The sequence below is a fragment of the Halorubrum laminariae genome, assembly GCF_024494655.1.
Taxonomy (GTDB): Archaea; Halobacteriota; Halobacteria; order Halobacteriales; family Haloferacaceae; genus Halorubrum; species Halorubrum laminariae.
In genome coordinates this window covers 29,874-54,714 of the sequence record NZ_JANHDL010000003.1, presented here as the reverse complement: position 1 = coordinate 54,714, position 24,841 = coordinate 29,874, and the positions used below count along the sequence as shown (strand labels likewise).

The window sequence follows — 24,841 nt, the reverse complement described above, 5'->3', positions numbered from 1 at the left end:
CACCGAGGCGCGCCGCCGATGAACGTCACCGTCGAGGTCGTCGGCGGGGAGACAGAGCAGATGGAACTCGACGCCGACGCGACTTACGACGACTTGATCCGCGCCGCGGGCTATCACCCGCAGGAGGCGTCGGCTCTCGTCGACGGCTCGCCCGTCCCCGGCGACCGCGTCGTCGACGCCGACGAGGTCCGACTGCTCAGGCTCATCAAGGGCGGGGCGACGCCGACGGACGCGTGAGCGGAGAACGCGATCCGTCCGGCGAAGCGCCCGGCGGTCCGGCAGCCTCGCCGCCCGACGGCGTCGTTATCGAGCCCGCTGTTCCAGACGACCGACTCGACATACTCCGCGTGCTCGACGCCGCGATGCTGGAGACGGACGCCGAACTCGTCGGCGCGGCGATCGGCGACGGCGACGCGGTCGTCGCACGCTTCGATCGAACGGGCGCGGTCGTCGGCGCGCTGGTCGCCACGCGGCCGAAGCCCGGACGGCTCCACGTTGACGCCGTCGCCGTCCGCCGGCCGCGTCGCGGCCGGGGAATCGGCTCCGCGCTCGTCGCGGGGGAGGTTCGGCGCGGTGAGCGCGATCCCGAAACGCGGGCCGTCACCGCTGAGTTCGACGCCGAACTGACGGGATTTTATCGGAATCTCGGGTTCGACGTCGCTTCGGTGGCAGACGACGACGGTAGTGACGGGCGGTTTTGGGGTCGCCAGCGCGTTCGAGACGACTCCGTCGAATAGGCCGACTGATCGACGCTCCCTCGACTCACGCGCGAACGACAAGCACGGACAGATCCGAGAAGTCACTATCTTCGGGGCCGTCGCCGCCCGCCCCGTCGGCGAGCGTTTCGAGGTCAGTTCGGGTGATCTGCTCGTCGGGATGGGTCAGCCGCTCGCAGACGAGGGAAGCGCGGTCGCGGTCGGCTCCGCCGTCGACGAGGTCAGCCGCGATGTCTTCGGGCATCCAGTCGTACGGCCGGGGGATCACGATCAGGTGGCGGTCGCCGACGGCCCGGCGGAGGCGGGCGAGCGCGGGCGAGAGGTCGCCCCTGACGTGAAGCGTCTCGAAGACGGACTCCTCAAGGGGTGTGCGTGCGCGACTCGCCGCCATCTGCACGGAAGAGATGCCGGGAACGACGGTGACCGGCGCGTCGACCGCGGCTTCGACTTTGCCGAGGAACTGGTAGCCGGAGTGGTTGGGGTCGCCCATGAGCACGGCGACGCCGCGTGCACCGTCGGCGACGCGGGCGGCGAACCGGCCGAGCGCTTCGGGCTCGTCGCGGTAGCCGCAGGTGATGAGATCTGCCTCGGTCTCGTCGGCGACGAACTCGACGACCGTCTCGAAGCCGACGACGACGTCCGCCTCCCGAAGCAGTCGCCCCGCGCGCCGCGTCAGGAACTCGGTGTTGCCGGGACCGATCCCGACCGCGTGGACCGGGCTGTCCTCGGAGTCGGTTCGTGATCGCTCGGGAACCGCGCTCGCTGCCTCGGCCGGCTTGTCTGGGAGGTCGGGGAGGTCGGGAACGGGCGAGTCGTCGCCGTTCACAGTTCGACTTCCCCGTCTCGCGGCTCGCGATCCTCGCCGCTCGACCTATTGGAGGTCTCTAGCGAGACCTCCCCGTCCCGAACGTCGCTTGCGACGTGGACGAGTTCGTTCGTCAGGCCGGCCGCGAGACCGCTCCCGCCGCGGCGGCCCACGTTCGTCACCGCGGGCACGCCGTTGGCGGCACAGACCTCTCGGAGCCGCTCGCGCGAGTCCGCGGCCTTCACGAAGCCGACTGGCGTCGCGACGACGACGGCCGGCCGCGTGCCGTCTTCGATGCAGTCCGCGAGCGCGAGCGCCGCGGTCGGCGCGTTCCCGACGACGGCGATCGCCCCGTCGTAGACGCTCTCGCGGTCGAGTTCGAGCACGGCCGCCGCGGTGCGCGTCATCCCGGTCTCGGCGGCCAGCTCGGCACCGTTGCCGATCGCCTTCCGCACCGGGCAGTCGTGGCCGCGGCCGGTGATCCCGGCTTTCACCATCGTGATGTCCGTCACGATCGGGCGCTCGTCGAGCACTGCTCGCGCGCCGGCGCGGACCGGCTCATCCTTGTCTGCGCCGGTGAAGCGGACGAGATGCTGGAACTCCGGATCGCCGGTCGCGTGGACCGACTTCGCGCGGAGACGATCCGCGAGCGTCTCCTGTGGCACCAGCTCGTGGACGCGGTCCATGCTCGTCTCGGCGATGTCCATCGCCGCCTCGGTCGTCGCTCCGAGGTCGGCGTACGCCTCCCGCTCGTTCGATTCCTCGCCGGTCTCGCTCGTCGTCGCTGTCGCGTCGGATGTCTCCGGTGTGTCGCTCATTGTGGTGGTATGGGTCTCAGTCGGATCGTCAATCGTCGTCCGCGCGCCCCGCGAGAGCGTCCGCGTCGCCGCGCGACTCGCGTTCCTCGATCGCGCCCTCGGCGTGGAGGTTCAGGTCGCGCAGGCGCTCTTCCGTCTCCGCGTCGGCGTCCCACAGCCCGCGGTCGATCGCCTCCGTCAGCGTGTCGGTGATCGAATCGAGTGCCCACGGGTTCACGTCAGCGAGCCACTCGCGGCGGTCCTCGTCGAAGGCGTACGCGTCGGCGACCGCCTCCCAGAGGGTGTCGCTCACGACGCCGGTGGTGGCGTCCCAGCCCAGCACGACGTCGACAGTCGTCGAGAGGTCGCCGGCACCCTTGTAGCCGTGCTCCTCCATCGAGTCGAGCCAGCGCGGGTTCAACACGCGCGAGCGCAGCGCCTTCCGGACCTTCTCCTCGTTGGTGTAGACGCGCACGTCGTCCGGGTCCGAGGAGTCGCCGACGTAGGAGGCGGGCTCTTCACCCGCGTGCTCCGTGACCGCGGTGATGAACCCGCCGTGGAACGCGTACCAGTCGGAGGAGTCGAACTCGTCTTGCTCGTCGGTATCTTCGATCTTCACGGTCGCCTCGACGCCGGAGAGCCGCCGCTCGAAGGCGTCGTGTGCCTCGCTCACGCGGCCGCGCTTGCCGAGGGCGTAGCCGCCCCACTGCGTGTACACGTCCGCGAGGTCGGAGCGGTCCTCCCACTCGCCCTCGTCGACCGCCTTGTTCGTCCCCGCGCCGTAGCCGCCGGGCGTCGTCGTGAACACCCGATGTGTCGCGGCCGACTCGGGGTCGTCGACGCCCGCGGCGGCGAGCTCCTCGGTCTCCTCCTCGACGTGTTTTTTCACGTAGTTCATCTCGTGGGGTTCGTCGAGGTCGACAACCGCGTCGACGGCGTCGTGGATCACGCCCGCCGCCGCGGGGAAGGCGTCGCGGAACAGCCCGGAGACGCGCGTCGTCACGTCGATCCGCGGGCGATCGAGGTCCGAAAGCGGGATCGGGTCCACGTCCTCGACGCGACCGGCGTCTGACCACACCGGCTCGACGCCCAAAAGCGCGAGCACCTGCGCGATCGTCTCCCCGCGCGTCCGGACGGTCGGCGTCCCCCAGGCGACGACGCCGACCTCCTCCGGATACTCGCCCTCGACTCGCGGGTCGGTCCCCTCCCCGCTCGGTTCCTCCGCGGCGCGTTGCGCCGCGCTCTCCTCCAGATGGCGGTCGAGGACCCCCTCGGCGACCTCCCGTCCCACGTCCCACGCCGCGCGCGCGGGCACCTTCCGCGGGTCGAGCGTGTAGAAGTTCCGGCCCGAAGGGAGCAGATCGACGCCGCCGCGCGTGGGCGCGCCGCTTCCCCCCGGCGGGACGTACTCGCCGGCGAGCGCGTCCGCGACGTTGCCGACCTCGGCTCGCGCGCCGCCGACGCGGGGAGCGGCCTCCTCACAGATGTACGCGAGCGCCTTACGGAGGTCGTCGTGTGCGCCCGATTTCGCCCGAGCGTCGCCGATCGTGTCGACATCGACGACGAGCAGGTTCATGTTGACCTCGTCGTCGGGTCCGGCCTCTCGTTCGGATTCGGGCACGTCGAAGCCGCGCTCGGCGAGCGTCGCGACGAGGTCGCGGCTCACCTCGTGGACGCGGTCGGCCGCCTCCGAGTAGGTCATCCCCAACTGCTCGTCGTACGCGCCCGGCTCCGCGCGCATCCGGTCATAGTCGACGCCGAGGACACCCGCAACGGACTCGCGGAGGCTCGGCGCGCCGGGGTTCTCAAGTCGGGTGAGCGCGACGAGATACTCCACGAGCCGGTCGCCCGCGGGCGGCTCGCCGAGCGTGTGCAACCCCATCCGGATCTGAGTGGTCTTCACGTCGGTCAGGTACGCGTGGATTCGCTCGACGAGGTCGTCGATGGCGAGTGTGTCGCCTTCGACCGTCCCCTCTGCGAGCGTCGATCCGGCCGCGTCAGGACCGCGCACGTCGGCCTGCTCGTCTATCTCTCCCGCGACACCGAGTTCGACCGCCAAGTCGAGGTCGTCGACCGCTTCGCGGATCCGGTCTTCGAGCCGCTCGCCGTCGTCGGGGCGCGCGTCGGTCGTCCCGGCCTCGCGGTACTGGTCGGCCAGCTCCTCCAGTTCGGCGAGGTCGTCGTAGGTCCCGGCGTTGGCCATCGGCGGCGTCAGGTGGTCGACGACCGCGGCGTACGACCGGCGCTTCGCCTGCGTCCCCTCGCCGGGGTTGTTGATCACGTAGGGGTAGACGTTCGGCAGGTCGCCGATGAGCTGGTCCGGCGCGGACGACGAGTCCAGCCCGACGGTCTTGCCCGGGAGCCACTCCAGCGACCCGTGCGTGCCCATGTGGACGACCGCGTCGGCGTCGAACGACTCCCGGAGCCAGCCGTAGAACGCGACGTAGTCGTGCGGGGGCTGGAGGTCCGAGTCGTGGTACACCTTCGAAGGATCCATCCCGAAGCCGCGCGGCGGCTGAACGGTGACGAGCACGTTGCCGAACTCGACGCCCGGAATGGCAAAGGGACGATCGGGCGGGTCGCCCCACTCCGTCAGGACGGCCTCGCGGAAGTCGTCGTCGAGGCCGTCGAACCACGTCCGATATGTGTCGGGCGACACCGTGTCGACGCTGCGGTCGCGAACGTCCTCGGGCGCGACCCAGCGGTCGTCGAGCGTGAGTTGCGAGGTGAGCGCGTCGATGAGCGCCTCGCCGTCGGCTGGCGGGCCGGCCACGTCGTCTCCGCTCCCGCTCGCGTCGGTTCTCCCCGCTCCATGGTCTCCCGCGCCGAGGTCGTACCCGCGGTCGTCGAGTTCTGCGAGCAGATTCGCGGTACTCGCGGGGGTATCGAGGCCGAACGCCGTGCCGATGCCGTCGTCGCTCGGCGGGTAGTTGTGGAGCACGACCGCCACGCGGGCCTCGTCGGGCGGGCGGTGTCGCAGCCGCGCCCAGTTAACCGCGAGCGACGCGACGTGGTCGATCCGGTCGTCGATCGGGTAGTGCTGTTTCGGGGCCGAGCCGATCCCGGCGGCGTCGTCCGTGCGCTCTTTCCCCGAGATGGGATGGGTGATAACGTTGCCATCGAACTCCGGGAGCGCCACCGACAGCGCCAGTTCGAACCCCATCACGCCGGTGTCGCTGGCCTCGTAGCGCGAGCGCGACCGCATCGTCGTCACCGTCTGGAGCACCGGCACGCCGAGCCGATCGAGGAACACCGACTCGGCGTCCGCGCCCTCGTCGTCGGCGTCGCGGCCGCGCTCGTCCATCGAGAGCGCGAACATGAACGACGAGCACATCGCGTCGACGACGGGCTCACCGTCGTCGAGCAGCCACTCGTCGGTGACGCGCTCCGCGTCCCACCCGTCCTCGTCGCCGGCGGGGTTACAGAAGATCGGGAGCGCGTCGACGCCGCGCGCTTCGAGCGCCCGCACCTGCGCGTCGACGTAGCGCGTGTTCTCGTGGGTCCAGTGCGACTCGTAGAACCACACGCCCACCGTCGGCGTGTCGGAGTCGAACGTCGCGGTCAGTTCCTCGTAGTCCGCGCCCGGGTGGTCGGGGTGATAGACCCCCTCGGACGGCAGCGCGACCGGGTCGTCGTACGCGTAACCGTCGGCCGGCGCGTCGGTCGACGCACCGTAGGTGTCGGCGAGGTATCGCAGGAGGTTCGCGAGGTTCGCGGTCCCGCCGCGCTCTAGGTACTTGCGAACGCGCTCCGCGACCGCCTCGTCGGCCGTCGTGTCCTCGGCGGCGAACGCGTCGCCGGTCGCCTTCACGACGATCGGAATTCCCGCCTCGCGGAGTCGGGCCGTCGCCCGCTCGTAGCCCGGCATGCTGTCGGTTCCTCCGTGGAGCCACAACACGACCGCCGCAGCGTCGGCCTCGACGAGCGACGAGAGGAAGGCGTCCACGTCGGCCGGGTCGTCGAGGTCACCCTTCGAGCGCGCGAGGAGGTCGACTGTCGTCTCGTCCGCGGCGGCGGCCGCAGACCCGAGTTCGTTTTCGGTCGCCGTGTAGAGTCCGAGTGTCGTCATAAGGTTTGTAAATCCTCGTTGCTGTAAGTCAACTGTGCTTGATGAAGGCAGCGACAAAAACCCACCGACGCCGGCCGCGGAGTTCGACGACGTGGTCGGCCAGACCGAACTGAAGCGGGCGCTTTCGGCAGTCGGCGCGAACGGCGACCTCGCCGGCGCGCTCGTTCGCGGCGAGAAGGGAACCGGCAAGTCGACGCTCGCCCGTGCGCTCGCCTCGTATCTCCCCGAACAGCGCGTCGTCGCCGACTGCCGGTACGGCTGTCCGCCCGACGTCCCGAGCCGGCAGTGCCCGTCGTGTCGCCGGCGGGCGAGCCTCCCGGTCGCGGTCCGGCCGGCACCGTTCGTCACGCTTCCGCTCGGGGCGACCCGCGAGGCGGTCGTGGGGTCGCTGTCGGTCGCCGACGCGCTCGACGGCGACGCGGCGTTCGACCCGGGGCTGCTTGCGCGCGCGAACCGCGGCGTCCTCTACGTGGACGAGGTGAACCTCCTCGACGACCACCTCGTCGACGTGGTGCTCGACGCGGCCGCCTCGGGCGTGAACACCGTCGAGCGCGACGGCGTCTCGCTGACGCACCCCGCCGAATTCACGCTGATCGGGACGATGAACCCGGAGGAAGGCGCGCTCAGACCGCAGCTCCGCGACCGGTTCGACCTCGCCGTCGACGTGACCGGTCTCGACGCGACCGAGGATCGAATGGCCGTCGTCGACCGAGCGCTCGACCGCGACGCCGAGGGCGACAGTGCCGCCGAAGCCGCTAGCGATACCCCCGGTGACACGCCGACCGATCCGGCCTTCGCCGATCCCGCCGCCGCGATCGCCGACGCCCGCGAGCGTCTCGGATCGGTGACGCTTCCGGACTCGTTCGTTCGCGACCTCGTCGAACTGTGTCGCGACGCCGGCGTCGACGGCCACCGCGCGGACATCGCGGCCGCGCGCTGCGCCCGCACCCTCGCCGCGCTGGACGGCCGCACCCGGGTGATCGAGGGCGACGTGCGCGAGGCCGCGTCGTTCGCGCTGCCGCACCGCCTCCGCACCGATCCATTTGAGGAGTCGGCCGACGCCGAGGACCTGATCGACGAGCATCTCGGCGACGACGACCCGGAATCCGGAGAGGGAGACGCCGGCGACGACACCGACGGAACGGCGGACGGAGAGACCGACGAACGCGAAGACGAGGCTGATGGAAGTGACGGAGACGAGACTGACAGCGGTGACGAGAGTGACGGCTCCGGTGAGCGCGACGGAGCGCACGACGGCCGCGATGAGGGTGACGAGAGAGATGACCGAGGCGACGACGCAGACGCTGCCAGCGACGACGATGGGGAGACCGACCGCCGCGACGGCGACAGTCGCGGTGAGCCTGAGGCGTCGGCCGATGAGATCGCCGCAAACGACCGGCATTCGGACCCGCACGACGAGAGTGCCGATTCCTCGGACGAGGACGGTGACTCCCCGGACGAAAGCGAAGATGGCTCCGAGGAGGCGACGCCGCTGGTGCCGGGGTCCGACCGGGTCGGCGTCGGCGACGCGGTCGCCCCCGAGGTGGAGGCACCCGAGGCCGGAGCGTCGGTCGCGGGCGACGAGACCGGGCGGTCGAACGCGGACCCTTCACCGCGCGGAACCGGTCCGCGGGTCCGGACCGAGCGCGCGACCTCGGCGGACCGGATCGACGCCGGAGCGTCGGTCCGGGCGGCGGCGGAACGCGGCGGCAAGAGAGTCGAAGAGCGGGATCTCCGGCGATCAGTTCGCGCGGGCTCCGCCGAGACGCTGGTGTGTTTCGCCGTCGACGCCTCCGCGTCGATGAGCGGACCGATGCGGGCGGCGAAGGGCGCGGCGATCGACCTGCTGCGCGACTCCTACGAGCACCGCGACGCCGTCGCACTGGTCGCGTTCGCCGGCAATGACGCCGGCGTCCTGCTCCCGCCGACGGACGACGTGGGCCGGGCGGCACGCCACCTGAAGGAGCTACCGACGGGCGATCGTACGCCCCTCGCTGCCGGGGTCGACGCTGCGGCGGACGCGATCGCGCGCGCCAATGCCGACGCATCGCTCGCGGTCGTCGTCACCGACGGCGGCGCGAACGGGGCGGAGCGCCCCACCGCGGCCGTCCGAGAGGCCGGCGGTCGCCTCCGCGAAGCCGCCGATCGGACGCTCGTCGTCGACGCGGGCGACGCCGAGGGCGTCGTCCCGACACTGCTCGATTCGACCGGCGGCGAGCGCGTGCCGCTGTCGGCGCTGTCGGCCGAGCGGGTCGACCGGGAGCTCGGCGGGACGGGGGAAAGAGAGACCAGAAACCGGTAGTCGTCGCGGAGCGGGCGGGACAGTATCCTCTACGGATCACGTCGCCAGCGGTGGACCCGGTACGCCCCGCGCGCGTCGGCGTCGCCGTCGTGGTACGCGACCGGCTCCTCGACCGCGGCGACCGCGTCGCCGTCGAGCGCGACCGCGGTCGAAACGCCATCGGTGTCCGCGGCCGCCACGGTCCCGCGCTGGAGGTCGAACAGGCGGACCCCGTGGACCCCCGGATCGCGGTCGCGGAAGTGCTGTGCCGCCGGCACCGCGAGCGCGGTGTCCGTGCCCGCGACGTGGTGGGCGAACCCGCCCACGTCGGCGCGCCACCGCTCCGTGCCGGTAAGGTCGACGCCGACGGCGGTGTGCTCGGCGGGATGGCGTGCCGTCGTCTCCCGACCCTCTTCGGGGAAGGTGTTGCCGACGACGAACGCGATTCCGTCGTCGCCGGTGTGAACGTGGTTCGGATAGGCGTACACACGGTCCGGTTCAGCGGCGTCGGTCGAGCGCTCGACGGGCGTGCCGAGGTCGAGCGACGCCCGGACTGTACCGTCGCGATCGAGCAGGTATCCCCGGTAGTCCGCGTGGCTCGCGACCGCGTAGCCGTCCGGAGTGAGCGCGACATCGCCGACGGGACGGGCCGCTGCGGCGTCGCCCCCGGCGTCCGGCGCGTGACGGGGGTCCCACCGGAGACGGACCGCTCCCGAGTCGGGATCGAGCACGACCAGCCCGTCGTCGTGGGCGTCGGGATCGGGACAGCGATTATACGCGATCGCGACTCGGTCGCCGCCGGCCGCCACCGCGATTGGCGAGGCGGCGGCCGCGTACCGCCACGCGACGGTGCCGTCCGGATCGAGCGCGTACACGACGCTCTCGAAGTGCCGGGCGCTCGCGTCGGTGTCGGTCCCGGATTCGGCGTCACCGTCGGTTCCGGCGTCGTCGCCGGTTGCTTGCGCGTCCGTCTCGCGTCGCCGCTCGTACCGCCGGGCGGCCACGTACGCTCGGTCACCGTGCGTTTCGATCGCGGCGACGAACGGGTACCAGAAGCGAGTCTCCTTTGCGGGCGGTCCCACGTCGTCTGCCGTCGCCAGCCACCATCGCTCGGAGCCGTCGGCGTCGACGAGGCGCACGAGACCGCGCTCGCCGCGGGTGCCGGCGAGGACTCCGCCGTCGAACGGCGTCAGCGCGACCACCGGTTCGTCGCCCGGAAGATGCCAGCGCTCGGCTTCGCGTCCGTCACCGCAAGGAGCGTCGCCGGTGCTGTCGGTCGGAGGGGCGTCGCCGGTGGGGCGGTCGAACGCACGGAGATCGCCGTCGGCGGTGCCGACGACGACCGCGTCACCGATCAGCTCGGCCGCGGATCGGCGTCCTCGCTGGCGCGATCCGCCGGGATCGATATCGCCCAGCGACGCGGCGGCGTGGCCGGCGAGCGTGTGGTCGGGCTGTGAGGCGTTCGTCACGGCGTCGCCGCCGGACTCCTCACTCTTCGACGGGGAAGGCATCGTGGAGGTCGTGGTGAGTCTCACCGAGCCCGTCGAGGAAGTCGTCGCCGTGGGTCGCAAGGCGGGCGAGGCTCCGCTCGGCGTCACGGACGGCGACGAGCCGGCCGCGGACGTAGTCAGCCTCGGGGTCGTCGGCGGCGAGCGTCGCGACCTCCTCCTCGAGGTCGACGAGCGCGGCGTCGAGGTGGCGACGGAGTTCGTCGAGCGTCTCGGCGGTCGCGAGCCCCTCGATGGGACCCGACAACTCGCCGTCCAGTTCCTTCTCGGCGTGTTCGCGCGCGGCGCGGTCGTCGGTGCCGAGGACGTTCATCAGGCCGAGTCGTAGGGCTTCGAGTTCGTGACAGCTCATGCTATTGTAACGTGTCGTGGACGAGGTCGGAGACGATGCGCTCGCGGTCGAGGTGCGAGGAGACGATGCGGTCCGCGTCAGCCTCATCGACGCCGCCGTACCAGACACCGTCGGGGTAGACGGCCACCATGGGGCCATCGCCGCACTGGTCGAGACAGGAGGTCCGCGTGACGCGCGCGTCGCAGGCGTCGGAGTCCCGGACGGCCTGTCGAAGTCGCTCCAGCACCGCCGGCGATCCGGCGGCCGCACAGGTCTGGTTCGTGCAGACCGCGACGTGGTTAGCGGGCGCGTCGTGGGCGTGCGGGTCGTCGTCGACCGACTCGCGGTCGGCGTGGGTCGCGCTGTGGGTCAGCGCCCGCAGCATGGCTCGCGCGCCGCCCTCGTCGGCCTCGTAGCCGTCGAGTTCGACCTTGTACTTGCAGGTGTCACAGGACATCTCGACGCTGCCCGTCCGGGCCTCCTGCCAGCGGTCCGAGAGGACATCGAGCAACCGCGGGTCGGTCCCGAGCGGCTCGCCGGGAGCCGCGTCGACGTAGGGGTACTCCGCGTCGAACGCCTCGGCTCCCCCTTTGATCCGCCCGGTAAGCACGCCGTCGCCGAGCATGTATGGGAGCACGACGACCGCGTCAGGCCGGCCGCGCGCGACGCGGTGGAGCGTCTCGTCGAGCGTCGGGTCGGTGACGCCGATGAACGTCGCCTGCGCGTCGGCGAACTCGCGGCCCTCGTACAGCAGCCGTGCAAGCTTGTGCACGTCGGCATTGGCGTCGGGGTCCGACGAGCCGCGGGCACACAGCACGACGACGACCTCGTCGTCGGCGCGGTCGACGCCCAACTCCCGCTCGACGGCCGCGGCGCGGTCGTCGAGCAGGTCGAGCAGCGCGGGATGCACGCCGAGGTGCGAGCCGTTCCGGATCTCCAAGTCGGGATGGTCGGCCCGGGCGCGCTTCACGGCGAGCGGCACGTCGTTTTTGACGTGGCTCGCGGCGAAAAGCGAGAGATGGACGACCGAGACGCGAGAGACGGTCCCCGCCAAGCCCGCGATCGCGTCGTCGATGGCCGGCGACGCGAGTTCGAGGAACGCGGCGTCGACCGGGACCCCCAGCCGCGATTCGAGATCGGCCGCGAGCGTCCGGACCTGCTCGTTCGACTTCTCGCGGCGGGAGCCGTGCCCGACGAGTAACACCGCCTCGTCGGAAAGCGAGGCTGGCGTCGGGGCGGCGTCGCTGCTCACGCGCGCTCCCCCTCGCCGGTCTGACTCCCTTCCTCGTCGTCTGCGCCCGCCGCCTCGCGGACGCGCTCGATGCTCTTTCGGGTCTTGCTGCGTCGCTGGGGGGCGAACAGGCCGGACTCCGCGCTCCCCTCGTACAGCCACTCGCCGAGGACGGGCCCGGCATCGTCTGCGACACCGAACCAGTATCCGCCCGACGACGACTCGTTCAGGTCTCCGTAGGGGGCGTCGACCGGTGTGGCGTCGAGGTGGTCTCGAACCGTCGCGAGCAGCGCTTCGTCGTCGTGGACGACCGAGATGCCCACCGCGTTCGGGTCCGACTTATAACACACCGTGCCGCAGCCCTCGACGAGCCCGCGGAGGAGCTGTCGGCGGTGGTCGTCAAGCGCCGAAAAGCGATAGCCGCCGGCGACTCCCTCGGACGCGGCACCGCCGGTCGGAAGCCCGAACGCGGCGGCTGCGCGGCGGGCCGCGGGCGTCTCGACCGCGACGACGTACTCGTCGCTCGTGCGGGTCACGTCGGTGTCGTGGGCGTACTCGCGCTCGGTCACCTCGCGAGCGCGGTCAACGTCGCGCGCGCCGAACAGCGCCGCGACCCGCTCGGCCGCCGGCGCGCCGCCGACCCGGACCCGCACCTCGTCGCCGTCGACCGCGCCGTCTGCGGCCACGCGACCCCAGAGGTACGCCGCCTGCGGCGTCGCGGCGAGGAGGTCGTCCGGGACCGTCGGCAACGGGGCGTCGGTCCAGTCCGCGCGCCCGCTCATTCGTCTCCCTCCTCCGCGGACGCGACCTCCTCCGCGGACGCGACCTCCTCCGCGGACGCAACAGCGATCGCGTCGAGCGGACACGCCGCGGCCGCCTGTTTCGCCTCTTCGATCCGGTCGTCGGCGAACGTCGCCGTCACGCCCGCGGCCGTTCGCGTCAGCGTCTCGGCGGCGTCGGCGTCGAGGCTCGCGAGCCCCTCGTCGTCCTCCACGAACCGGGGATCTCGGACGAGGCACGCGAACACGCCGTCGCAGGCGTTGCGGTCAACCGTCACCGTGTAGCTGGCTGGCTCGCACATCTCAGTAGTCGTACTTGCTCTCGTAGCCGCGGGGGGTGACCATCCGGTCGTCCCACACGTACGTGTCCTCGTTACCGACGACGACGGTCGTCGTCATGTCCACGAGATCGGTCTCGCCGTACGACTCCAACTCGCCGAGCGTCGTGATCTCCGTCGCCTCGTCGTCGCGGCCGGCTCCGTGGACGATCCCGACGGGCGTGTCGTCCGCGCGGTGCTCGCGCAAGATTGCACAGGCCGTCTCCCAGTTCTCTCGGCGCTTGCGGCTCCACGGGTTGTAGATGGTGATCGTGAACCCCTCGCCGGCGACGGCGTGGAGGCGCGACTCGATCTCCTCCATGGGCGTGAGGTGATCCGACAGGGACACCGACACGGAGTCGTTGACGAGGGGCGCGCCGAGCCGGGCCCCGCAGGACTGCGCCGCGGGGACGCCGGGGACGACCTCGAAGTCGACCATCGAGGCGGTCGCGCCCTTCGACTCCAGTATCTCCAGCGCGAGCCCCGACAGCGCGTACACGTTGGGGTCGCCGGAGCCGACGATCGCCACGTCGTTGCCGGCGAGCGCGCGGTCGATCGCCTCCTCAGTCCGCGAAACCTCACCGCACATCGGCGTGTCGTACAGCTCGTCGGCCCCCTCCGTGATCTCGTCCGGGATGAGGTCAATGTAGGTGGTGTAGCCGACGATGTGTTCGGCGTCCGAAAGCGCCGCCTTCGCCCGCGCGGTCATGCCCTCGGCGTGTCCGGGGCCGAGCCCGACGGCGACGAGCCGACCGGGGTCGGCGTCGAAGTCGTCGACGGTGGCCTCGACCTTCTCGTCGGTCGCGCTCTTCGACCCGCCGCAGGCGCTCGCGCTGTCCGTGTCGTCGTCCGGAGAGTCAGACGACGCGCCGCAGGCCGAGGAACCGGCAGCGGACGCTGCCTCCGCCGTCTCGGCTGTCGTCCCGCCGTCGGTCGTCGCACCGCAGGCGCTCGTCTCGGTGTCCGTGCTATCCGTCGCCGTCGAACCGCCGCAGGTGGTGTCGTCGCTCATGGTTTGTGCTGTGGTATCGGTTTCAGAAGTCGTCCACGTCGCGCCCACCGCGGGGCGTGACGAGGTAGTCGCGGTAGTCGTTCTCCCAGACCTCGGTCTCGTGGGTGCCGACGAGGATCGACGTGCCCATGCCGCCGACCTCCTCGTCGTGTTCGGTCGCCTCGCCGAGCGTCGTCAGGGTGTACGTCTCGCCGTCGACGTTGCGGCCGGCGTCGCCCCGGCCAGCGTCGTTGACGATGGCGACGGGCACGTCGTCGTGGCGCTCCTCGCGAAGCACCGCGATAGCCCGCTCGTAGTCGCGCCAGCAGTTGTACAGGACGACGACGAACTCGGCGACGGCCGCCGCCCGCAGCTTCTCTTCGATCTCCGCCCAGCCGCGCCACTTGTCCGACAGCGATATCGTACAGAAGTCGTTCGACAGCGGCGCGCCGAGCGTCGCCGCGCCGCCGAGCGCCGCGGTGACGCCCGGGACGATCTCGATCGGCACGTCTGTCGCTTCCTCCGCCTCGGCCATCGTGAACAGCAGATCAGATTTCCCGTACACGTTCGGGTCGCCGCCGGAGACGTGCGCCACGTCCTGGCCGTCGCGGACGCGCTCAAACGCCTCTCGTGCGAGTTCGACCTGTTTGCCCATCGATGAGCGGACCAGTTCCTGCTCACTGTCCGCTTGCGCCTCCTCCGGCGGGAGCGTCCCGTCGTCGCGGAGGAACGCCTGATACAAGTTCGAGGCGATCACGCAGTCGGCCGTCTCGATCACGCGTCGGGCGCGGTCGGTCATCTCCTCGGGGAGCCCCGGGCCGATGCCGACGACGTACAGCGTTCCGTACCCGTCCGGCGCGTCGCCGTCGGGGTCGCCGCCGGCGGCCGCGCGCGAGGCGGGGAGCGCTCCCGTTTTTTCTGTTTTCGTGTCGCCGCTCATCGCCCCACCGCCACCGTGACGCTGTCCTCGTAGCCGATCTTCTCGACGACGAGCTCGTGGTCGCGGCCGCCGGCGATGGCAGACGCCTCCGAGATGCCGGGCCAGCCGATCAGCTCCTTCGAGCGCGACGGGGTCGGCCCCTCGTGCTCCTCAAGCGTCGACTTCTCGAAGCTCACGACGCCGAGACCGCGTCCTTCGGCCGCCTCAAGCAGCCCCGGTTCCTCTTCTTTTCGGGTGCCCGTGGCGACGAACTCCACGTCGTCCCAGTCGGCGTCGGCCGCGTCGAGCGCGCGCGCCCACGCCGCCTCGAACTGTTCGGCCGTCGCGCCCGAGACGCTCCCCGTGCCGAGGACGACGCCCGCCTCGGGGTCGCTGTTCCGTTTGAGCACCGTCACGTCGTCGCCGACGAGCACCGCTTGGGGGCCGTCGAGCCGCTTGACGGGACCGAGGTCGTCGTCGAGGACGGCGAGGTTCGTCGCGACCGTCGAGTCGCCGTTGACCACGTGGGCGTCGAGTGCCTTCGCGCGCTCCTCGACGCCCTGCTTGCCCGCGGCCTCGCTGGCCGTCGTCATCGCCGGCACCGCACCCAGCGAGGCGAGGTCGTCTGCGACCTGATTCGCGCCGTGGTGGCCGCCCGTGAGCGGGATCGCCCACGTCAGTTCCTCGTCGACGACGACCACCGCGGGGTCGTCCCACTTGTCGTCGAGAAGCGGCGCAGTCTTGCGCATCGCGATGCCGCTCGCCATCAGCCCGCAGAACACGTCGTACTCGCCCCAGTGCTCGGCGAACACGTCACCGTGGTACTCCAGCAGGTCGATACGCTCGTATCGGTCGGCGAGTCCCGCCTTGATCTCTTCTGCGGTGTCGCGCTTGCGCTCGAAGGTGACGATCCCGAGCGTCTCCGCCACCTCGCCGTCGGAGTCCGCCGTGGAACAGTGCCCGCCGCCCGAATCCGAGGATTCGGAGCCCGCGTCCGAATCGGTTGACGCGTCCGAATCGGTCGATGCATCCGAATCGGTTGACGCGTCCGAATCGGTCGATGCATCCGAATCGGGCGTCGTTCCCGCCGTGTCCTCTGTCGATGCGTCCGTCGTGTCGTCGTCCGTGCTCATTGCGTAGATCCCTCCGTGATCGCGTCGGCGTCGTCCGCGTCGATTTCACTCTCGTCGGTTCCACCACTCTCGTCTCGCGGGTCGCTTCGCTCCCCGCTCGAATCGAGGTCTCGCTCCTGCTCGACCTCACCCCCGCCGTTGGCCCAATCGCCGTAGAGGTAGGAGCGCTCGTACCCCCCGCCGGTGACCGCCTCGCCGATAACCACGAGCGCGGAGGCACGGTAGCCCGCCTCTTCGACCGCGTCGGCGACGTCGCCGACGGTCCCGCGAATCACGTCCTCATCGGGCCACGAGGCGTGGTACACCACCGCGACGGGCGTGTCCGGGTCAACACCGTCGTCGAGCAGTCGGTCCATCGTCTCGCGGACCGCGTGGGTGCCGAGGTAGATGCAGGTCGTCACGTCGCCCATCCGGACGAACTCCGAGATGTGGTCCTCCTCCGGACTCAGGGTCTTCCCCTGCGGCCGGGTGAACGCGACGTGGTTCGACACCTCGTTGAGCGTCAACTGGGTGTCGAGCGTCGCGCTCGCGGCGAACGCCGCGGTGACGCCCGAGACGAAGTACGTGGAGATACCCTCCGACTCCAGCGCGTCCATCTGCTCTAAGGCGGCCCCGTAAATCGACGGGTCGCCCGAGTGGAGTCGGACGACGGTCCGCCCGGCCTCGTGGGCATCCCGCATCAGCGGGATCAGCTCTTCGAGATCCTTCCCGACGGAGTTCACCTGTTCGGCGTGGTCACAGAAGGCGTCCAGTAGCTCGCTGTTCACGAGCGACCCCGCGTGGACCACGAGGTCCGCGTCTTCGAGGAGTGCCCGCCCGCGAACCGTCAGCAGACCGGGGTCGCCGGGGCCCGCGCCAACGAACGGGATTCCCTCGCGGTCGTCCAGCACTTCGGTCGCAGGATCGGGGAGCGGGTCGCTCACGCGTCTCCCACCTCCGCGAAGGCCGCGGTTGCCGGCTCCGCGCCGGCGTCGGGGCGGCGAGCGTACGCCAGCGTGTAGTAGTCGCGGTCGGCGATCGCTTCGGGGTCATCGGTCACGACCGTCTCGCCCTGCTCCATGAACAGCCGGCGGCCGTACGTGACCTCGTAGCCGGCCGCGACGAGCCCCTCGTGGGTAGCGGGCGCGTCGGTCACCTTGAACAGCACCATCCGGTCGGGCCCCGTCGGGGACTTCCCAGCGTCGGCCTCGCGGAGCGCCAACCCCGCGCCGGCCTCCACCTCGACACCGAGCGCGGTCGTGAACGCGGTCGTCGCCGAAACGCCGGGCACCGTTTCGACGCCCACGTCCGGGTGGAACGCGTCGAGCGTCCGCCGAAGGTGACCGAACGTCGAGTACACGTTCGGGTCGCCGAGGGTGACGAACGCCGCGTCGCCGTCGCGGGCGACGGGCGCGACCGCGTCGGCCGCCTCCCGCCACGCCCGCCGGAGTTCGTCGGGGTCGCGCGTCATCGGGAAGTCGAGGTCGCCGAGCCGCGACTCGGGGACGTGCTCGACAGCGACGGAGCGCGAGAGCCGCCCGGGCGTGTAAACCGTCTCGGCCGACTCTAGAACGCGCTTCCCGCGGAGCGTGATCAGGTCTGCGGCCCCGGGACCGAGGCCGACGCCGTACAGCGTCACGCGTCACCTCGCTCGGCACTCACAGCCGACTCCGCTTCGTCCTCACCGTCGCCCGATCCGTCCCCGACGCCGCCCGTGATCACGTACACCGGGTTGTCCGAGTCGAAGCTCGTCGCGCCGGCGAGCTCGTAGCCGTGGCTCGCTTGGAACTGGACGACCTCGTCGAGGATGCCCCGGTCGCGGAACGCCTCGACCGCGCGGCCGGCGACTTCGAGCCGCGAGACGTTCATCACGACTCGCTCGACGCCCGTCTCGACCGCGCGATCGAGCACCGCCTCGAAGTTGCGCGACCCGCCGAGAAACAACGCGTCCGCGTCGTCGGGCAGGCCCGCCGGGGCCTCAGCCTCGACGAGCTCCACGTCCGCGTCGAGCGGTGCGTTCGCCGCGAGGTTCTTGCGAGTCACCGCCAGCCGATCGGGCTTGCGTTCGAGCGCGGTGACGCGGCCCGCCCGTCGGGCCGCTTCGATCGTCACCGCGCCGGTGCACGAGCCGACCTCGACGAAGTGGTCCTCGGGAGTGAGACCCAGCTTCGAGACGGTCACGGCTCGGATTTCGGGCTTCGTGGGGCCCGCCTTCGCGTCGTGGGGGAGGCGTGTCGCCGGCGTTCGAGGCATCGGTTCCACGAGAGGAAGCCCGCGTAATAACAATTTGGATTGTTCTAAGAAAAGTTATATTGAATTACGGCGCACAGACCGAGCGGTACGCGGCGGGTCGAGGAGCGCTGCGGTCGTCGACCTCGCTCAGCGGAACGGTGCGGAGCGGTGCGGAGCGGCGCGTTGCGGAACGATCAGCCGGACTGCGCCGGGAGTTCGTCCGCCGTGCGGCCGAGGTCGGTCGCGTCGGGACCGAACACGTCCACCATGAGATCCGGGACCTCTGCGGGCGTCACCTCGGTGAACCACCGGCCGCGCGGGTGAACGGCGACCGCGGCCCCCTCGGCGCTACACAGCCCCAGACAACCCGTCTCGGCGACGTACACGCGCGACCAGAACACGTCGCGCTCGCGGAGCCACGACCGCACCGCGTCGGCGACCGCATCGGCGTCGCCCTCCGCGCAGGCGGCGTACTCCGACTCCCGGGCGTTCGTGCAGACCAGGACGTGGTCGGTGAAGCCGGCTTCACGAACCGACTCGGTCTGCTCGTTCACGGGCTCCCCGCGGGTACGTCGTCCGCGGTGCTACCGGCGACTGTGCCGGTGTCGGTCGGTCCTGCGCTCGCGCCGCTAGAATCGTGAAACCGCGCGTGCGCACCGGCCAGCACCAGCCACGTGAGCGCCTGTCCGAACACGACGAGCCCGGCTAGCCCGGTCGCGAGCGTCGCCGACATGCCGCCCGGAACGGGAACGGTCGGGACGCCGGCGACGGCGACCGCGCCCGCGACGAACAGCGCCCACGGCAGGACCGCACCGACGCCAGCTGTCAGTCGGCCCCGAGCGTCTCGGAGCCGGTCGTGGGCGTACATTCCAGCGACAGAGGCGACCGCGCCCGCCGCGACGGCCCCGCAGTAGAGCAGCGTCGCCGTATTCGGATCCAGCGACCGCACGACGCCGGGCGGCGCGGGCGGGAAGACGAACCACGGCGCAACCGACGCCGTGAGAAATCCCGCGCCGCCGAACACGTAGCTCCGGACCGACCCAGATCCCGGGACGATCGGTTCGAGGACGTAGAAGGCGATGCCGAACCCCGCGACGCCGAGGAAGACCCCCCAGAGCACGCCGGACAGCACGCTCACCCCGTTTGACACGATGGCAGGCAGCCCGCCGCTCGCGTGGTCGTGGCCGCCGGCGTCACCACCAGCGTGGTCGTGACCCTCGAGGTCGCCACTACCGTGATCGTGGCCGTCCGCGGTCGCACCCTCGTGTTCGACTTGGGCGCGCTCCTCCGCGAACGCCACGAGCGGGTTCGCCACGAGCGCCACGAGGAGCCCGAACACGACGCCGGCGACGAGGCCGGCCTTGACGCCGTTCACCACGTAGGCGGCGATCATTCAGTGACAGACGACGCCCGCCGCGTGCCGGAAGTTGTGCATCGCCTCGTGTGCCGTCGGATCCTGAAGCAACACGAGCGTGAATCCGAGCGCGGCCACCGCGAGGAGAACCGAGATCACCTGCGTGGGCGTGAGCGTCGTTCGCGCGAGCGCCAGCCGATCGTGAACCGTGTTCGCCGTCATTGACAATCTGATTTGTACGAGAGAAAGCGCGCTTGTAAATCTTTCCGACTGCAAAAGAGTCGGCGAGTCACTCCCCAATCTGTCCCGCCCGTTCGACGTACCTTTCCGGATCCGTGACGTACGTCGGCGTATGAACGCGAATACGCCGGCAGTCGGGGGGCGACTCACGGAATCCGGAGAGGCGGTGTGCGCATGAGCGGCAAAGACGACTACTACAACCGATCGAAACAGCAGGGGTACCGGAGCCGGTCCTCCTACAAGCTGAAGCAGCTCAACGATGAATCCGACCTCTTCGAGCGCGGCGACACCGTCGTCGACCTCGGTGCCGCGCCGGGCGGATGGCTGCAGGTCGCCGCCGAGGAAGTCGGCGAGTCGGGCACCGTCGTCGGCGTCGACCTCCAGCGCATCGACGAGCTCGGCGACCACGACGTGGACACGATCCGCGGCGACATGACCGAGGAGCGCACCCGCCACTACCTGCGCGAGGCGGTCGGCGAGGGCGGCGCGGACGTCGTCGTGAGCGACATGGCACCGAACATGACCGGCGAGTACGGGCTCGACCACGCTCGATCGGTCCACCTCGCGCGACAGGCGTTCGACGTGGCGGAGGAACTGCTTGCGCCGGGCGGGGACTTCGTCGTCAAGGTGTTCCAAGGTGACGACCTCGACGCGTTCCGCGAGGACGTGCGCGCGGAGTTCCAGTACCTCCGGACCGTCTCGCCGCCCGCCTCACGGGACTCGTCGTCGGAGGTGTACCTCGTCGCCAAAGGGCTCAACACGGCCCCCGTCGCGGCCGGGGACCGTCTGGAAGTGACCGTCGAGGAACTGGGCGACGAGGGCGATGGAATTGCCTACGTTGAGGGGTACTCGCTGTTCGTCTCCGACGCCGCCGTCGGCGAGACGCTGACCGTCGAGATCGTCGACGCCAAGCCGCGGTTCGGGTTCGCAGAGCGCGTCCGCGAGGGGACCGGCGAGGAGCGTGACGGCACGGATGACGCGGACCGCGACGGCACGGATGACGCAGGACGCAGCGAGGAGTAGCGGGGCGTAGCGACCCATGGGAAGCGACGGGATATTCGGATCGCTGTCGGTCGTCGGCCTGTTGAGCCTCTGTTGTCTCGGCTTCGGCGGTATCGCCGGCGCGGCGGCGCTCGCGGGCGGTGGGGCGTCGACGACCGCGATCGCGACCGGCGCGACCACGGCCCGCGGCGCGCTGATCTCGGGGATCGTCACGTTCGGGACCGTGCTCGTCGTCGGCCTCGCCGTCAGGTGGCGGCTCCGTCGGATTCCGGAATCCGAATCGGAGTGACGCCGGTCAGGAGGCGATCTCTCGACGGACCCACTCGCGGAGCGTGAACCGATCGTAGTCGGTCTCGGACGCAACGCTCCATTCCTCGGTGTTCCATTCGGGGAAGAACGTGTCGCCGTCGTAGGTGCCCGTGACGTGGCTCAGGACCATCCGGTCGACGTGCGGCTGGAACAGGTTGTAGATCGCCCCGCCGCCGAGGACGTAGACGGGATCGTCGAGCGCGTTCGCGAAGTCACGGGCGCGACCGATCGCCTCCTCCACGCCGTTCGCGACGACCGCGGTCGGCACGCCGGTCGAGTCGGCGCTGCGGCTCACGACGATCTGGCGGCTGCCGGGGAGATCGTCGCGCATCGAGTCGAACGTGCGGCGACCCAGAATGACCGGCGCGTTCGCGACGCGCTCGCGGTACTGCCGCACGTCCGCCTCGATGTGGGGCCACGGGACTTCCCCGTCTCGCCCGATCGCTCGGTTCTCCGCGAGCGCCGCGACGCTGACGAGTTGCACGGGATCAGTAAGGACATCGACGGTGAAAAACCCGCGCGTCGGACGTGTCTGCTCGGCCGGCGACGCTCAGTCGGCGAGTCCGAGCAGATCGAACGGATAGCCGTTGTCGTTGTCGTCGGCCAGCTCGTGCACGACGCGGGCGGCCGCCACGTCTTGGATCGCGAGGCCAGTCGAGTCGAAGACGGTGACGCCTTCGACTCCGACGTCCGCGTTGGCGTCGGTTGCGCTTCCGGTCCCGGACCGGCCGGCGCGCCGTCCCACGACAATCTCGCCAAGTTCGCCGTAGATGTCGTCGTCGGTCAGGATGCCCGCGGCGTAGGGAACGTTGATCTCGCCGGAGTGGGTGCACTGCTCGTGGTCGTCGATGACGATTGTGGCGACGGCGAGGAGGGAATCCGCGAGTTCGTGTTTGCCCGCGGCGTCGGCACCCATCGCGTTGATGTGCGTGTGCTCGCCCACGTCGTCGGGCCCGACGATCGGATCCTCGACGGGCGTCACGGTCGAGAGGATGTCGCAGTGGCCGGCCTCCGAGACGGAGCCGGCGCGCACGTCGAACCGGTCTTCGAAGGCGGCGACGAAGTCCGCGACGCGCTCCGCGTCGAGGTCACTCACCACGACCTCCCTGATGTCGCGCACCTCGGCGATCGCCTCCAACTGGGTGTACGACTGGACGCCCGCGCCGACGATCCCCAGACTGGTCGCGTCGGAGGGCGCGAGGTGGTCGGTGGCGACCGCTGCGGCCGCGCCCGTGCGCTTCATCGTGAGCGTCGTGCCGTCGAGGATTGCCAGCGGGAACGCAGTCTCGGGGTCAGAGTAGATCATCGTCCCCATCACGGTCGGGAGGTCGTGGTCGGCGGGGTTGTCCGGGTGGGCGTTCACCCACTTGATCCCCGCGGCGTCCCACCCCTCACCGTCGGCCGTCTCCTCGTCGGTGTCCGCCTCACGCACGTCGAGGTAGGCGGGCATCGACCGGAAGTCGCCGTTGTACTCCGGGAGATCGATGTACGACTTCGCCGGCATCGTCGCGTCGCCGCGCTCGTAGGCCGCAAACGCGCCGCGGACTGCCTCGATCACCCGGTCCATGCGAGCGTTCTCGTCCACGTCAGCGGCGTTCAACAGCAAGGTCTGCATACCAAAATCTTCGCCAGTCCGGTATATATACTCTCAGGAGTCGGCGGGAGAACGAAGATGATCGCGGCGACAGCGGCACCTGCTGACGACCGTTCCCACCGCTGTCGGCGTGTATGTGAGCACTGCCGTTCGCGACGACCGACGCACCCCCAGCGGGAACATGATTATACCTCACCGTCACCCACGTCGACCCATGAGCCTCTCGCTCGACGCGACGCAGCTCGACCGTTACTCCAGACACATCATCATGGACGAGGTCGGCCCCGAGGGTCAAAAGCGGCTCCTCGATTCGCGTGTGCTCGTGCTCGGCGCGGGCGGACTCGGCGCGCCGGTCATCCAGTATCTTGCGGCCGCAGGGATCGGGACGCTCGGAATCGTCGACGACGACGTGGTCGAGCGCTCGAACCTCCAGCGACAGGTGATCCACGGCGAGAGCGACATCGGCGAGCCCAAAGTCGAGTCGGCCGCGCGGTACGTCGACCGGCTCAACCCCGACATCGACGTGGAAGCCCACGAGACGCGCCTCGACGAGACGAACGCCCGCGAGCTGATCGGCGAGTACGACGTGGTCGTCGACTGCGCCGACAACTTCCGCACGCGGTACGTCGTCAACGATACCGCCCGGATCGAGGAGGTTCCGGTGGCTCACGGCGCGATCTACAAGTTCGAGGGGCAGGCGACGACGCTCGTCCCCGACGGCCCCTGTTATCGGTGTCTGTTCCCCGAGCCACCCGAGCCCGGGACCGTGCCGGACTGCGCGGCGACGGGCGTGCTCGGCGTCCTCCCCGGGACCCTCGGGTGCATCCAGGCGACCGAGGCGGTCAAGCTCTGTTTGGACGCCGGCGAGCCGCTCGCCGGCCGCCTCCTGTTTTACGACGCGATGGACATGTCCTTCGAGACGGTGTCGTACCAGCGAAACCCCAATTGTCCGGTGTGCGGTGACGACGGTATCGAGACGATAGCCGGAGTCGACTACGCCGGCGGCTGTCAGATCGACGCCGACTGAGGCGGGCTCCGCGTCACGGCGACTGCGACTACCTCCGCGTCACAGCGAGCGTTCGGTCATCGTCGGTCCGGCTGCCGCGTCCGATTCGCCGCCGGCGAACCCGTCGTTGACGCACCACCGGCAGTAGCGGAACGTCGGTCGATTCTCCGCGCCGCAGTGCCGACAGGTCACGGTCTCGCCGTCGGCGTCGAGCAGCGGCGGATCGCCGCTCGGAACGCCTCCCGCGACCGAGCCGTCGCCAGATACGGACCGTGCGGACGCGTCGGGCGCGTTGCCGGACGATTCGATCCGCTCACCCCCGAGCAGCGTGTCCGCCTCCGTATCGCGTCGGAACAGGAGCCACGCGGATGCGAGGGTCAACGCGAGCGTCCCGAACACCGCGGCGATCGGCACGAGGAGTTCCCCAGACATGTGGGTAGTGTTAGCACGCCAGCAGTAAATGGGCGTCGGTCGCGGTCCCCGGTACTCTTTGTGGCTCGCGTCGAACCGCCAACCGCATGAAAGAGATCGTCCACACCGACGAGGCTCCTGAGGCGGTCGGCGCGTACAGCCAAGCGACGACGACCGGCGAGTTGGCGTTCACGGCCGGACAGATTCCGCTCACGCCTGACGGTGACCTGCTCGACGACGCGCCGATCGCCGCGCAGACCGAACAGGCGCTTGACAACCTCGTCGCCGTGTTGGCGGAGGCGGGCGCGTCGCCGGAGGACGTGCTCAAGACGACGGTCTTCCTCGCCGACATCGAGGACTTCGAGGCGATGAACGAGACGTACGCGACCTACTTCGAGGAGTCGCCGCCGGCCCGGTCGGCGGTGCAGGCGGGCGCGCTCCCCAAGGGCGTCGGCGTCGAGATCGAGGCGGTCGCGCTCGTCGAGTAGATGGCCAACGGGGCAGATTCGGTCGGCGGCGATCGCGCGATATCGGCCGTCCTATGGGGGTTCGTCGGCGGGTTCGCGTTCCTCGCGCTCGCGCAGGGATACCGGCTCGTCGCCGGAAGCGACCTTCCAGTCTCGTTTGTCGGACTAGTCGCCATCGCTGCGGGGATCGCCGTCGCGTCCGGCGGGATCGCGTACCTGACCGAACACCGACTCCACGCGAAAAGAAGGACTTAACAGTCTCTCCGGATTACCTCGAAACGGGCCAGGATGGCCGAGTGGTAAGGCGCACGCCTGGAAAGCGTGTTCCCATCCGGGATCGGGGGTTCAAATCCCTCTCCTGGCGTCTTTC

The 24,841-nt window shown here is 70.4% G+C and carries 28 protein-coding genes and 1 tRNA gene; 9 read left to right on the top strand and 20 right to left on the bottom strand.

What is annotated here, in order from left to right:
* The first annotated feature begins 18 nt into the window (after positions 1 to 18).
* Together samp2 and NO887_RS06360 are read left to right on the top strand one after the other, a co-directional pair.
* Entirely contained in the window at positions 19 to 237 is a 219-nt protein-coding gene (gene samp2 / locus NO887_RS06365) for a ubiquitin-like small modifier protein SAMP2 (protein WP_256417640.1), read from the top strand.
* Entirely contained in the window at positions 234 to 737 is a 504-nt protein-coding gene (locus tag NO887_RS06360) for a GNAT family N-acetyltransferase (RefSeq protein WP_256417639.1), read from the top strand. Before samp2 ends, NO887_RS06360 begins: the two co-directional genes overlap by 4 nt.
* 25 nt (positions 738 to 762) lie before the next feature.
* On the opposite strand, the gene NO887_RS06355 is transcribed toward NO887_RS06360, so the two are convergent.
* The 3 genes from NO887_RS06355 to cobN are packed head-to-tail and all read right to left on the bottom strand — an operon-like array spanning position 763 to position 6,387.
* Positions 763 to 1,542: a cobalt-precorrin-7 (C(5))-methyltransferase gene (locus NO887_RS06355; protein ID WP_256417638.1), complete on the bottom strand. Its 780-nt coding sequence runs from the start codon at positions 1,540 to 1,542 to the stop codon at positions 763 to 765.
* A complete protein-coding gene (locus tag NO887_RS06350; RefSeq protein WP_379812350.1) occupies positions 1,539 to 2,339 on the bottom strand; it encodes a precorrin-8X methylmutase in 801 nt (266 codons plus the stop codon). The genes NO887_RS06355 and NO887_RS06350 overlap by 4 nt, the downstream gene beginning before the upstream one ends.
* Before the next feature lie 28 nt (positions 2,340 to 2,367).
* A complete protein-coding gene (gene cobN, locus NO887_RS06345) occupies positions 2,368 to 6,387 on the bottom strand; it encodes a cobaltochelatase subunit CobN (RefSeq protein WP_256417637.1) in 4,020 nt (1,339 codons plus the stop codon).
* A 34-nt stretch (positions 6,388 to 6,421) separates the two neighbouring features.
* Here cobN and NO887_RS06340 point away from each other — a divergent pair, with 34 nt between their 5' ends.
* The gene (locus tag NO887_RS06340) at positions 6,422 to 8,689 is read left to right on the top strand and encodes an ATP-binding protein (protein ID WP_256417636.1); all 2,268 of its coding nucleotides are present in this window, start codon (positions 6,422 to 6,424) and stop codon (positions 8,687 to 8,689) included.
* Between the two features lie 29 nt (positions 8,690 to 8,718).
* Here NO887_RS06340 and NO887_RS06335 read toward each other — a convergent pair whose 3' ends face one another.
* From NO887_RS06335 to NO887_RS06270, 14 genes are all read right to left on the bottom strand, one after another.
* A complete protein-coding gene (locus NO887_RS06335; protein WP_256417635.1) occupies positions 8,719 to 10,179 on the bottom strand; it encodes a transcriptional regulator in 1,461 nt (486 codons plus the stop codon).
* On the bottom strand, positions 10,157 to 10,528 hold the full coding sequence (locus tag NO887_RS06330; RefSeq protein ID WP_256417634.1) for a DUF3209 family protein: 372 nt from the start codon (positions 10,526 to 10,528) through the stop codon (positions 10,157 to 10,159). Before NO887_RS06330 ends, NO887_RS06335 begins: the two co-directional genes overlap by 23 nt.
* Before the next feature lies 1 nt (position 10,529).
* Entirely contained in the window at positions 10,530 to 11,759 is a 1,230-nt protein-coding gene (locus NO887_RS06325) for a CbiX/SirB N-terminal domain-containing protein (protein WP_256417633.1), read from the bottom strand.
* On the bottom strand, positions 11,756 to 12,520 hold the full coding sequence (locus tag NO887_RS06320) for a cobalamin biosynthesis protein (protein WP_256417632.1): 765 nt from the start codon (positions 12,518 to 12,520) through the stop codon (positions 11,756 to 11,758). The genes NO887_RS06325 and NO887_RS06320 overlap by 4 nt, the downstream gene beginning before the upstream one ends.
* On the bottom strand, positions 12,517 to 12,819 hold the full coding sequence (locus NO887_RS06315; RefSeq protein ID WP_256417631.1) for a ferredoxin: 303 nt from the start codon (positions 12,817 to 12,819) through the stop codon (positions 12,517 to 12,519). Before NO887_RS06315 ends, NO887_RS06320 begins: the two co-directional genes overlap by 4 nt.
* Before the next feature lies 1 nt (position 12,820).
* Positions 12,821 to 13,846, bottom strand: coding sequence for a precorrin-3B C(17)-methyltransferase (gene cobJ, locus NO887_RS06310; RefSeq protein WP_256417630.1), 1,026 nt, complete (start codon positions 13,844 to 13,846; stop codon positions 12,821 to 12,823).
* A 22-nt stretch (positions 13,847 to 13,868) separates the two neighbouring features.
* Complete coding sequence (locus NO887_RS06305; protein WP_256417629.1) at positions 13,869 to 14,765, bottom strand: precorrin-3B C(17)-methyltransferase; 897 nt, start codon at positions 14,763 to 14,765, stop codon at positions 13,869 to 13,871.
* Positions 14,762 to 15,877 (bottom strand): cobalt-precorrin 5A hydrolase, encoded by a 1,116-nt coding sequence (gene cbiG, locus NO887_RS06300; protein ID WP_256417628.1) that lies wholly within the window; start codon positions 15,875 to 15,877, stop codon positions 14,762 to 14,764. Before cbiG ends, NO887_RS06305 begins: the two co-directional genes overlap by 4 nt.
* Positions 15,874 to 16,800, bottom strand: coding sequence for a cobalt-precorrin-4/precorrin-4 C(11)-methyltransferase (locus tag NO887_RS06295; protein ID WP_256417627.1), 927 nt, complete (start codon positions 16,798 to 16,800; stop codon positions 15,874 to 15,876). Before NO887_RS06295 ends, cbiG begins: the two co-directional genes overlap by 4 nt.
* Entirely contained in the window at positions 16,797 to 17,495 is a 699-nt protein-coding gene (locus NO887_RS06290; RefSeq protein WP_256417626.1) for a cobalt-factor II C(20)-methyltransferase, read from the bottom strand. The genes NO887_RS06295 and NO887_RS06290 overlap by 4 nt, the downstream gene beginning before the upstream one ends.
* The gene (gene cbiT / locus NO887_RS06285) at positions 17,492 to 18,109 is read right to left on the bottom strand and encodes a precorrin-6Y C5,15-methyltransferase (decarboxylating) subunit CbiT (protein ID WP_256417625.1); all 618 of its coding nucleotides are present in this window, start codon (positions 18,107 to 18,109) and stop codon (positions 17,492 to 17,494) included. The genes NO887_RS06290 and cbiT overlap by 4 nt, the downstream gene beginning before the upstream one ends.
* A gap of 173 nt (positions 18,110 to 18,282) precedes the next feature.
* Positions 18,283 to 18,642, bottom strand: a complete 360-nt coding sequence (locus NO887_RS06280; protein ID WP_256417624.1) for a (2Fe-2S) ferredoxin domain-containing protein — start codon at positions 18,640 to 18,642, stop codon at positions 18,283 to 18,285.
* Entirely contained in the window at positions 18,639 to 19,481 is an 843-nt protein-coding gene (locus tag NO887_RS06275) for a CbtA family protein (protein ID WP_256417623.1), read from the bottom strand. Before NO887_RS06275 ends, NO887_RS06280 begins: the two co-directional genes overlap by 4 nt.
* Positions 19,482 to 19,664 (bottom strand): CbtB domain-containing protein, encoded by a 183-nt coding sequence (locus NO887_RS06270; protein ID WP_256417622.1) that lies wholly within the window; start codon positions 19,662 to 19,664, stop codon positions 19,482 to 19,484.
* Between the two features lie 192 nt (positions 19,665 to 19,856).
* Between NO887_RS06270 and NO887_RS06265 the strand changes: the two genes are divergently transcribed.
* Together NO887_RS06265 and NO887_RS06260 are read left to right on the top strand one after the other, a co-directional pair.
* Positions 19,857 to 20,705 carry a 23S rRNA (uridine(2552)-2'-O)-methyltransferase gene (locus NO887_RS06265; RefSeq protein ID WP_256417621.1) on the top strand — a complete coding sequence of 283 codons (849 nt, stop codon included), beginning with the start codon at positions 19,857 to 19,859 and terminating at the stop codon, positions 20,703 to 20,705.
* Between the two features lie 16 nt (positions 20,706 to 20,721).
* Positions 20,722 to 20,973: a hypothetical protein gene (locus tag NO887_RS06260; RefSeq protein WP_256417620.1), complete on the top strand. Its 252-nt coding sequence runs from the start codon at positions 20,722 to 20,724 to the stop codon at positions 20,971 to 20,973.
* Between the two features lie 6 nt (positions 20,974 to 20,979).
* On the opposite strand, the gene NO887_RS06255 is transcribed toward NO887_RS06260, so the two are convergent.
* Positions 20,980 to 21,477, bottom strand: coding sequence for a dihydrofolate reductase (locus NO887_RS06255; RefSeq protein ID WP_256417619.1), 498 nt, complete (start codon positions 21,475 to 21,477; stop codon positions 20,980 to 20,982).
* A 66-nt stretch (positions 21,478 to 21,543) separates the two neighbouring features.
* Positions 21,544 to 22,608, bottom strand: coding sequence for an ornithine cyclodeaminase family protein (locus NO887_RS06250; protein WP_256417618.1), 1,065 nt, complete (start codon positions 22,606 to 22,608; stop codon positions 21,544 to 21,546).
* Positions 22,609 to 22,801: 193 nt separating this feature from the next.
* Here NO887_RS06250 and ubaA point away from each other — a divergent pair, with 193 nt between their 5' ends.
* Positions 22,802 to 23,614 carry an SAMP-activating enzyme E1 gene (ubaA, locus tag NO887_RS06245; protein WP_256417617.1) on the top strand — a complete coding sequence of 271 codons (813 nt, stop codon included), beginning with the start codon at positions 22,802 to 22,804 and terminating at the stop codon, positions 23,612 to 23,614.
* Positions 23,615 to 23,653: 39 nt separating this feature from the next.
* Here ubaA and NO887_RS06240 read toward each other — a convergent pair whose 3' ends face one another.
* On the bottom strand, positions 23,654 to 24,025 hold the full coding sequence (locus NO887_RS06240; protein ID WP_256417616.1) for a DUF7577 domain-containing protein: 372 nt from the start codon (positions 24,023 to 24,025) through the stop codon (positions 23,654 to 23,656).
* Between the two features lie 86 nt (positions 24,026 to 24,111).
* Between NO887_RS06240 and NO887_RS06235 the strand changes: the two genes are divergently transcribed.
* The 3 genes from NO887_RS06235 to NO887_RS06225 all read left to right on the top strand — a co-directional run bounded on the left by NO887_RS06235 (position 24,112) and on the right by NO887_RS06225 (position 24,835).
* Positions 24,112 to 24,492 carry a Rid family detoxifying hydrolase gene (locus NO887_RS06235; protein WP_256417615.1) on the top strand — a complete coding sequence of 127 codons (381 nt, stop codon included), beginning with the start codon at positions 24,112 to 24,114 and terminating at the stop codon, positions 24,490 to 24,492.
* Positions 24,493 to 24,726, top strand: coding sequence for a DUF7981 family protein (locus NO887_RS06230; RefSeq protein WP_256417614.1), 234 nt, complete (start codon positions 24,493 to 24,495; stop codon positions 24,724 to 24,726). It abuts the gene before it with no gap.
* Between the two features lie 27 nt (positions 24,727 to 24,753).
* Positions 24,754 to 24,835 (top strand) — tRNA-Ser (locus tag NO887_RS06225).
* Positions 24,836 to 24,841: the final 6 nt, after the last annotated feature.

Bases quoted from the DNA above. Each gene is read 5' to 3' on its own strand.
- NO887_RS06315 (WP_256417631.1), bottom strand. From the start codon at position 12,819: ATGTGCGAGCCAGCCAGCTACACGGTGACGGTTGACCGCAACGCCTGC.
- cobJ (WP_256417630.1), bottom strand. From the start codon at position 13,846: ATGAGCGACGACACCACCTGCGGCGGTTCGACGGCGACGGATAGCACG.
- cobN (WP_256417637.1), bottom strand. From the start codon at position 6,387: ATGACGACACTCGGACTCTACACGGCGACCGAAAACGAACTCGGGTCT.
- NO887_RS06260 (WP_256417620.1), top strand. From the start codon at position 20,722: ATGGGAAGCGACGGGATATTCGGATCGCTGTCGGTCGTCGGCCTGTTG.
- NO887_RS06320 (WP_256417632.1), bottom strand. From the start codon at position 12,520: ATGAGCGGGCGCGCGGACTGGACCGACGCCCCGTTGCCGACGGTCCCG.
- NO887_RS06230 (WP_256417614.1), top strand. From the start codon at position 24,493: ATGGCCAACGGGGCAGATTCGGTCGGCGGCGATCGCGCGATATCGGCC.
- NO887_RS06335 (WP_256417635.1), bottom strand. From the start codon at position 10,179: ATGCCTTCCCCGTCGAAGAGTGAGGAGTCCGGCGGCGACGCCGTGACG.
- cbiT (WP_256417625.1), bottom strand. From the start codon at position 18,109: ATGCCTCGAACGCCGGCGACACGCCTCCCCCACGACGCGAAGGCGGGC.
- NO887_RS06235 (WP_256417615.1), top strand. From the start codon at position 24,112: ATGAAAGAGATCGTCCACACCGACGAGGCTCCTGAGGCGGTCGGCGCG.
- NO887_RS06240 (WP_256417616.1), bottom strand. From the start codon at position 24,025: ATGTCTGGGGAACTCCTCGTGCCGATCGCCGCGGTGTTCGGGACGCTC.
- NO887_RS06250 (WP_256417618.1), bottom strand. From the start codon at position 22,608: ATGCAGACCTTGCTGTTGAACGCCGCTGACGTGGACGAGAACGCTCGC.
- NO887_RS06270 (WP_256417622.1), bottom strand. From the start codon at position 19,664: ATGACGGCGAACACGGTTCACGATCGGCTGGCGCTCGCGCGAACGACG.
- ubaA (WP_256417617.1), top strand. From the start codon at position 22,802: ATGAGCCTCTCGCTCGACGCGACGCAGCTCGACCGTTACTCCAGACAC.
- NO887_RS06350 (WP_379812350.1), bottom strand. From the start codon at position 2,339: ATGAGCGACACACCGGAGACATCCGACGCGACAGCGACGACGAGCGAG.
- NO887_RS06305 (WP_256417629.1), bottom strand. From the start codon at position 14,765: ATGAGCGGCGACACGAAAACAGAAAAAACGGGAGCGCTCCCCGCCTCG.
- cbiG (WP_256417628.1), bottom strand. From the start codon at position 15,877: ATGAGCACGGACGACGACACGACGGACGCATCGACAGAGGACACGGCG.
- samp2 (WP_256417640.1), top strand. From the start codon at position 19: ATGAACGTCACCGTCGAGGTCGTCGGCGGGGAGACAGAGCAGATGGAA.
- NO887_RS06330 (WP_256417634.1), bottom strand. From the start codon at position 10,528: ATGAGCTGTCACGAACTCGAAGCCCTACGACTCGGCCTGATGAACGTC.
- NO887_RS06275 (WP_256417623.1), bottom strand. From the start codon at position 19,481: ATGATCGCCGCCTACGTGGTGAACGGCGTCAAGGCCGGCCTCGTCGCC.
- NO887_RS06265 (WP_256417621.1), top strand. From the start codon at position 19,857: ATGAGCGGCAAAGACGACTACTACAACCGATCGAAACAGCAGGGGTAC.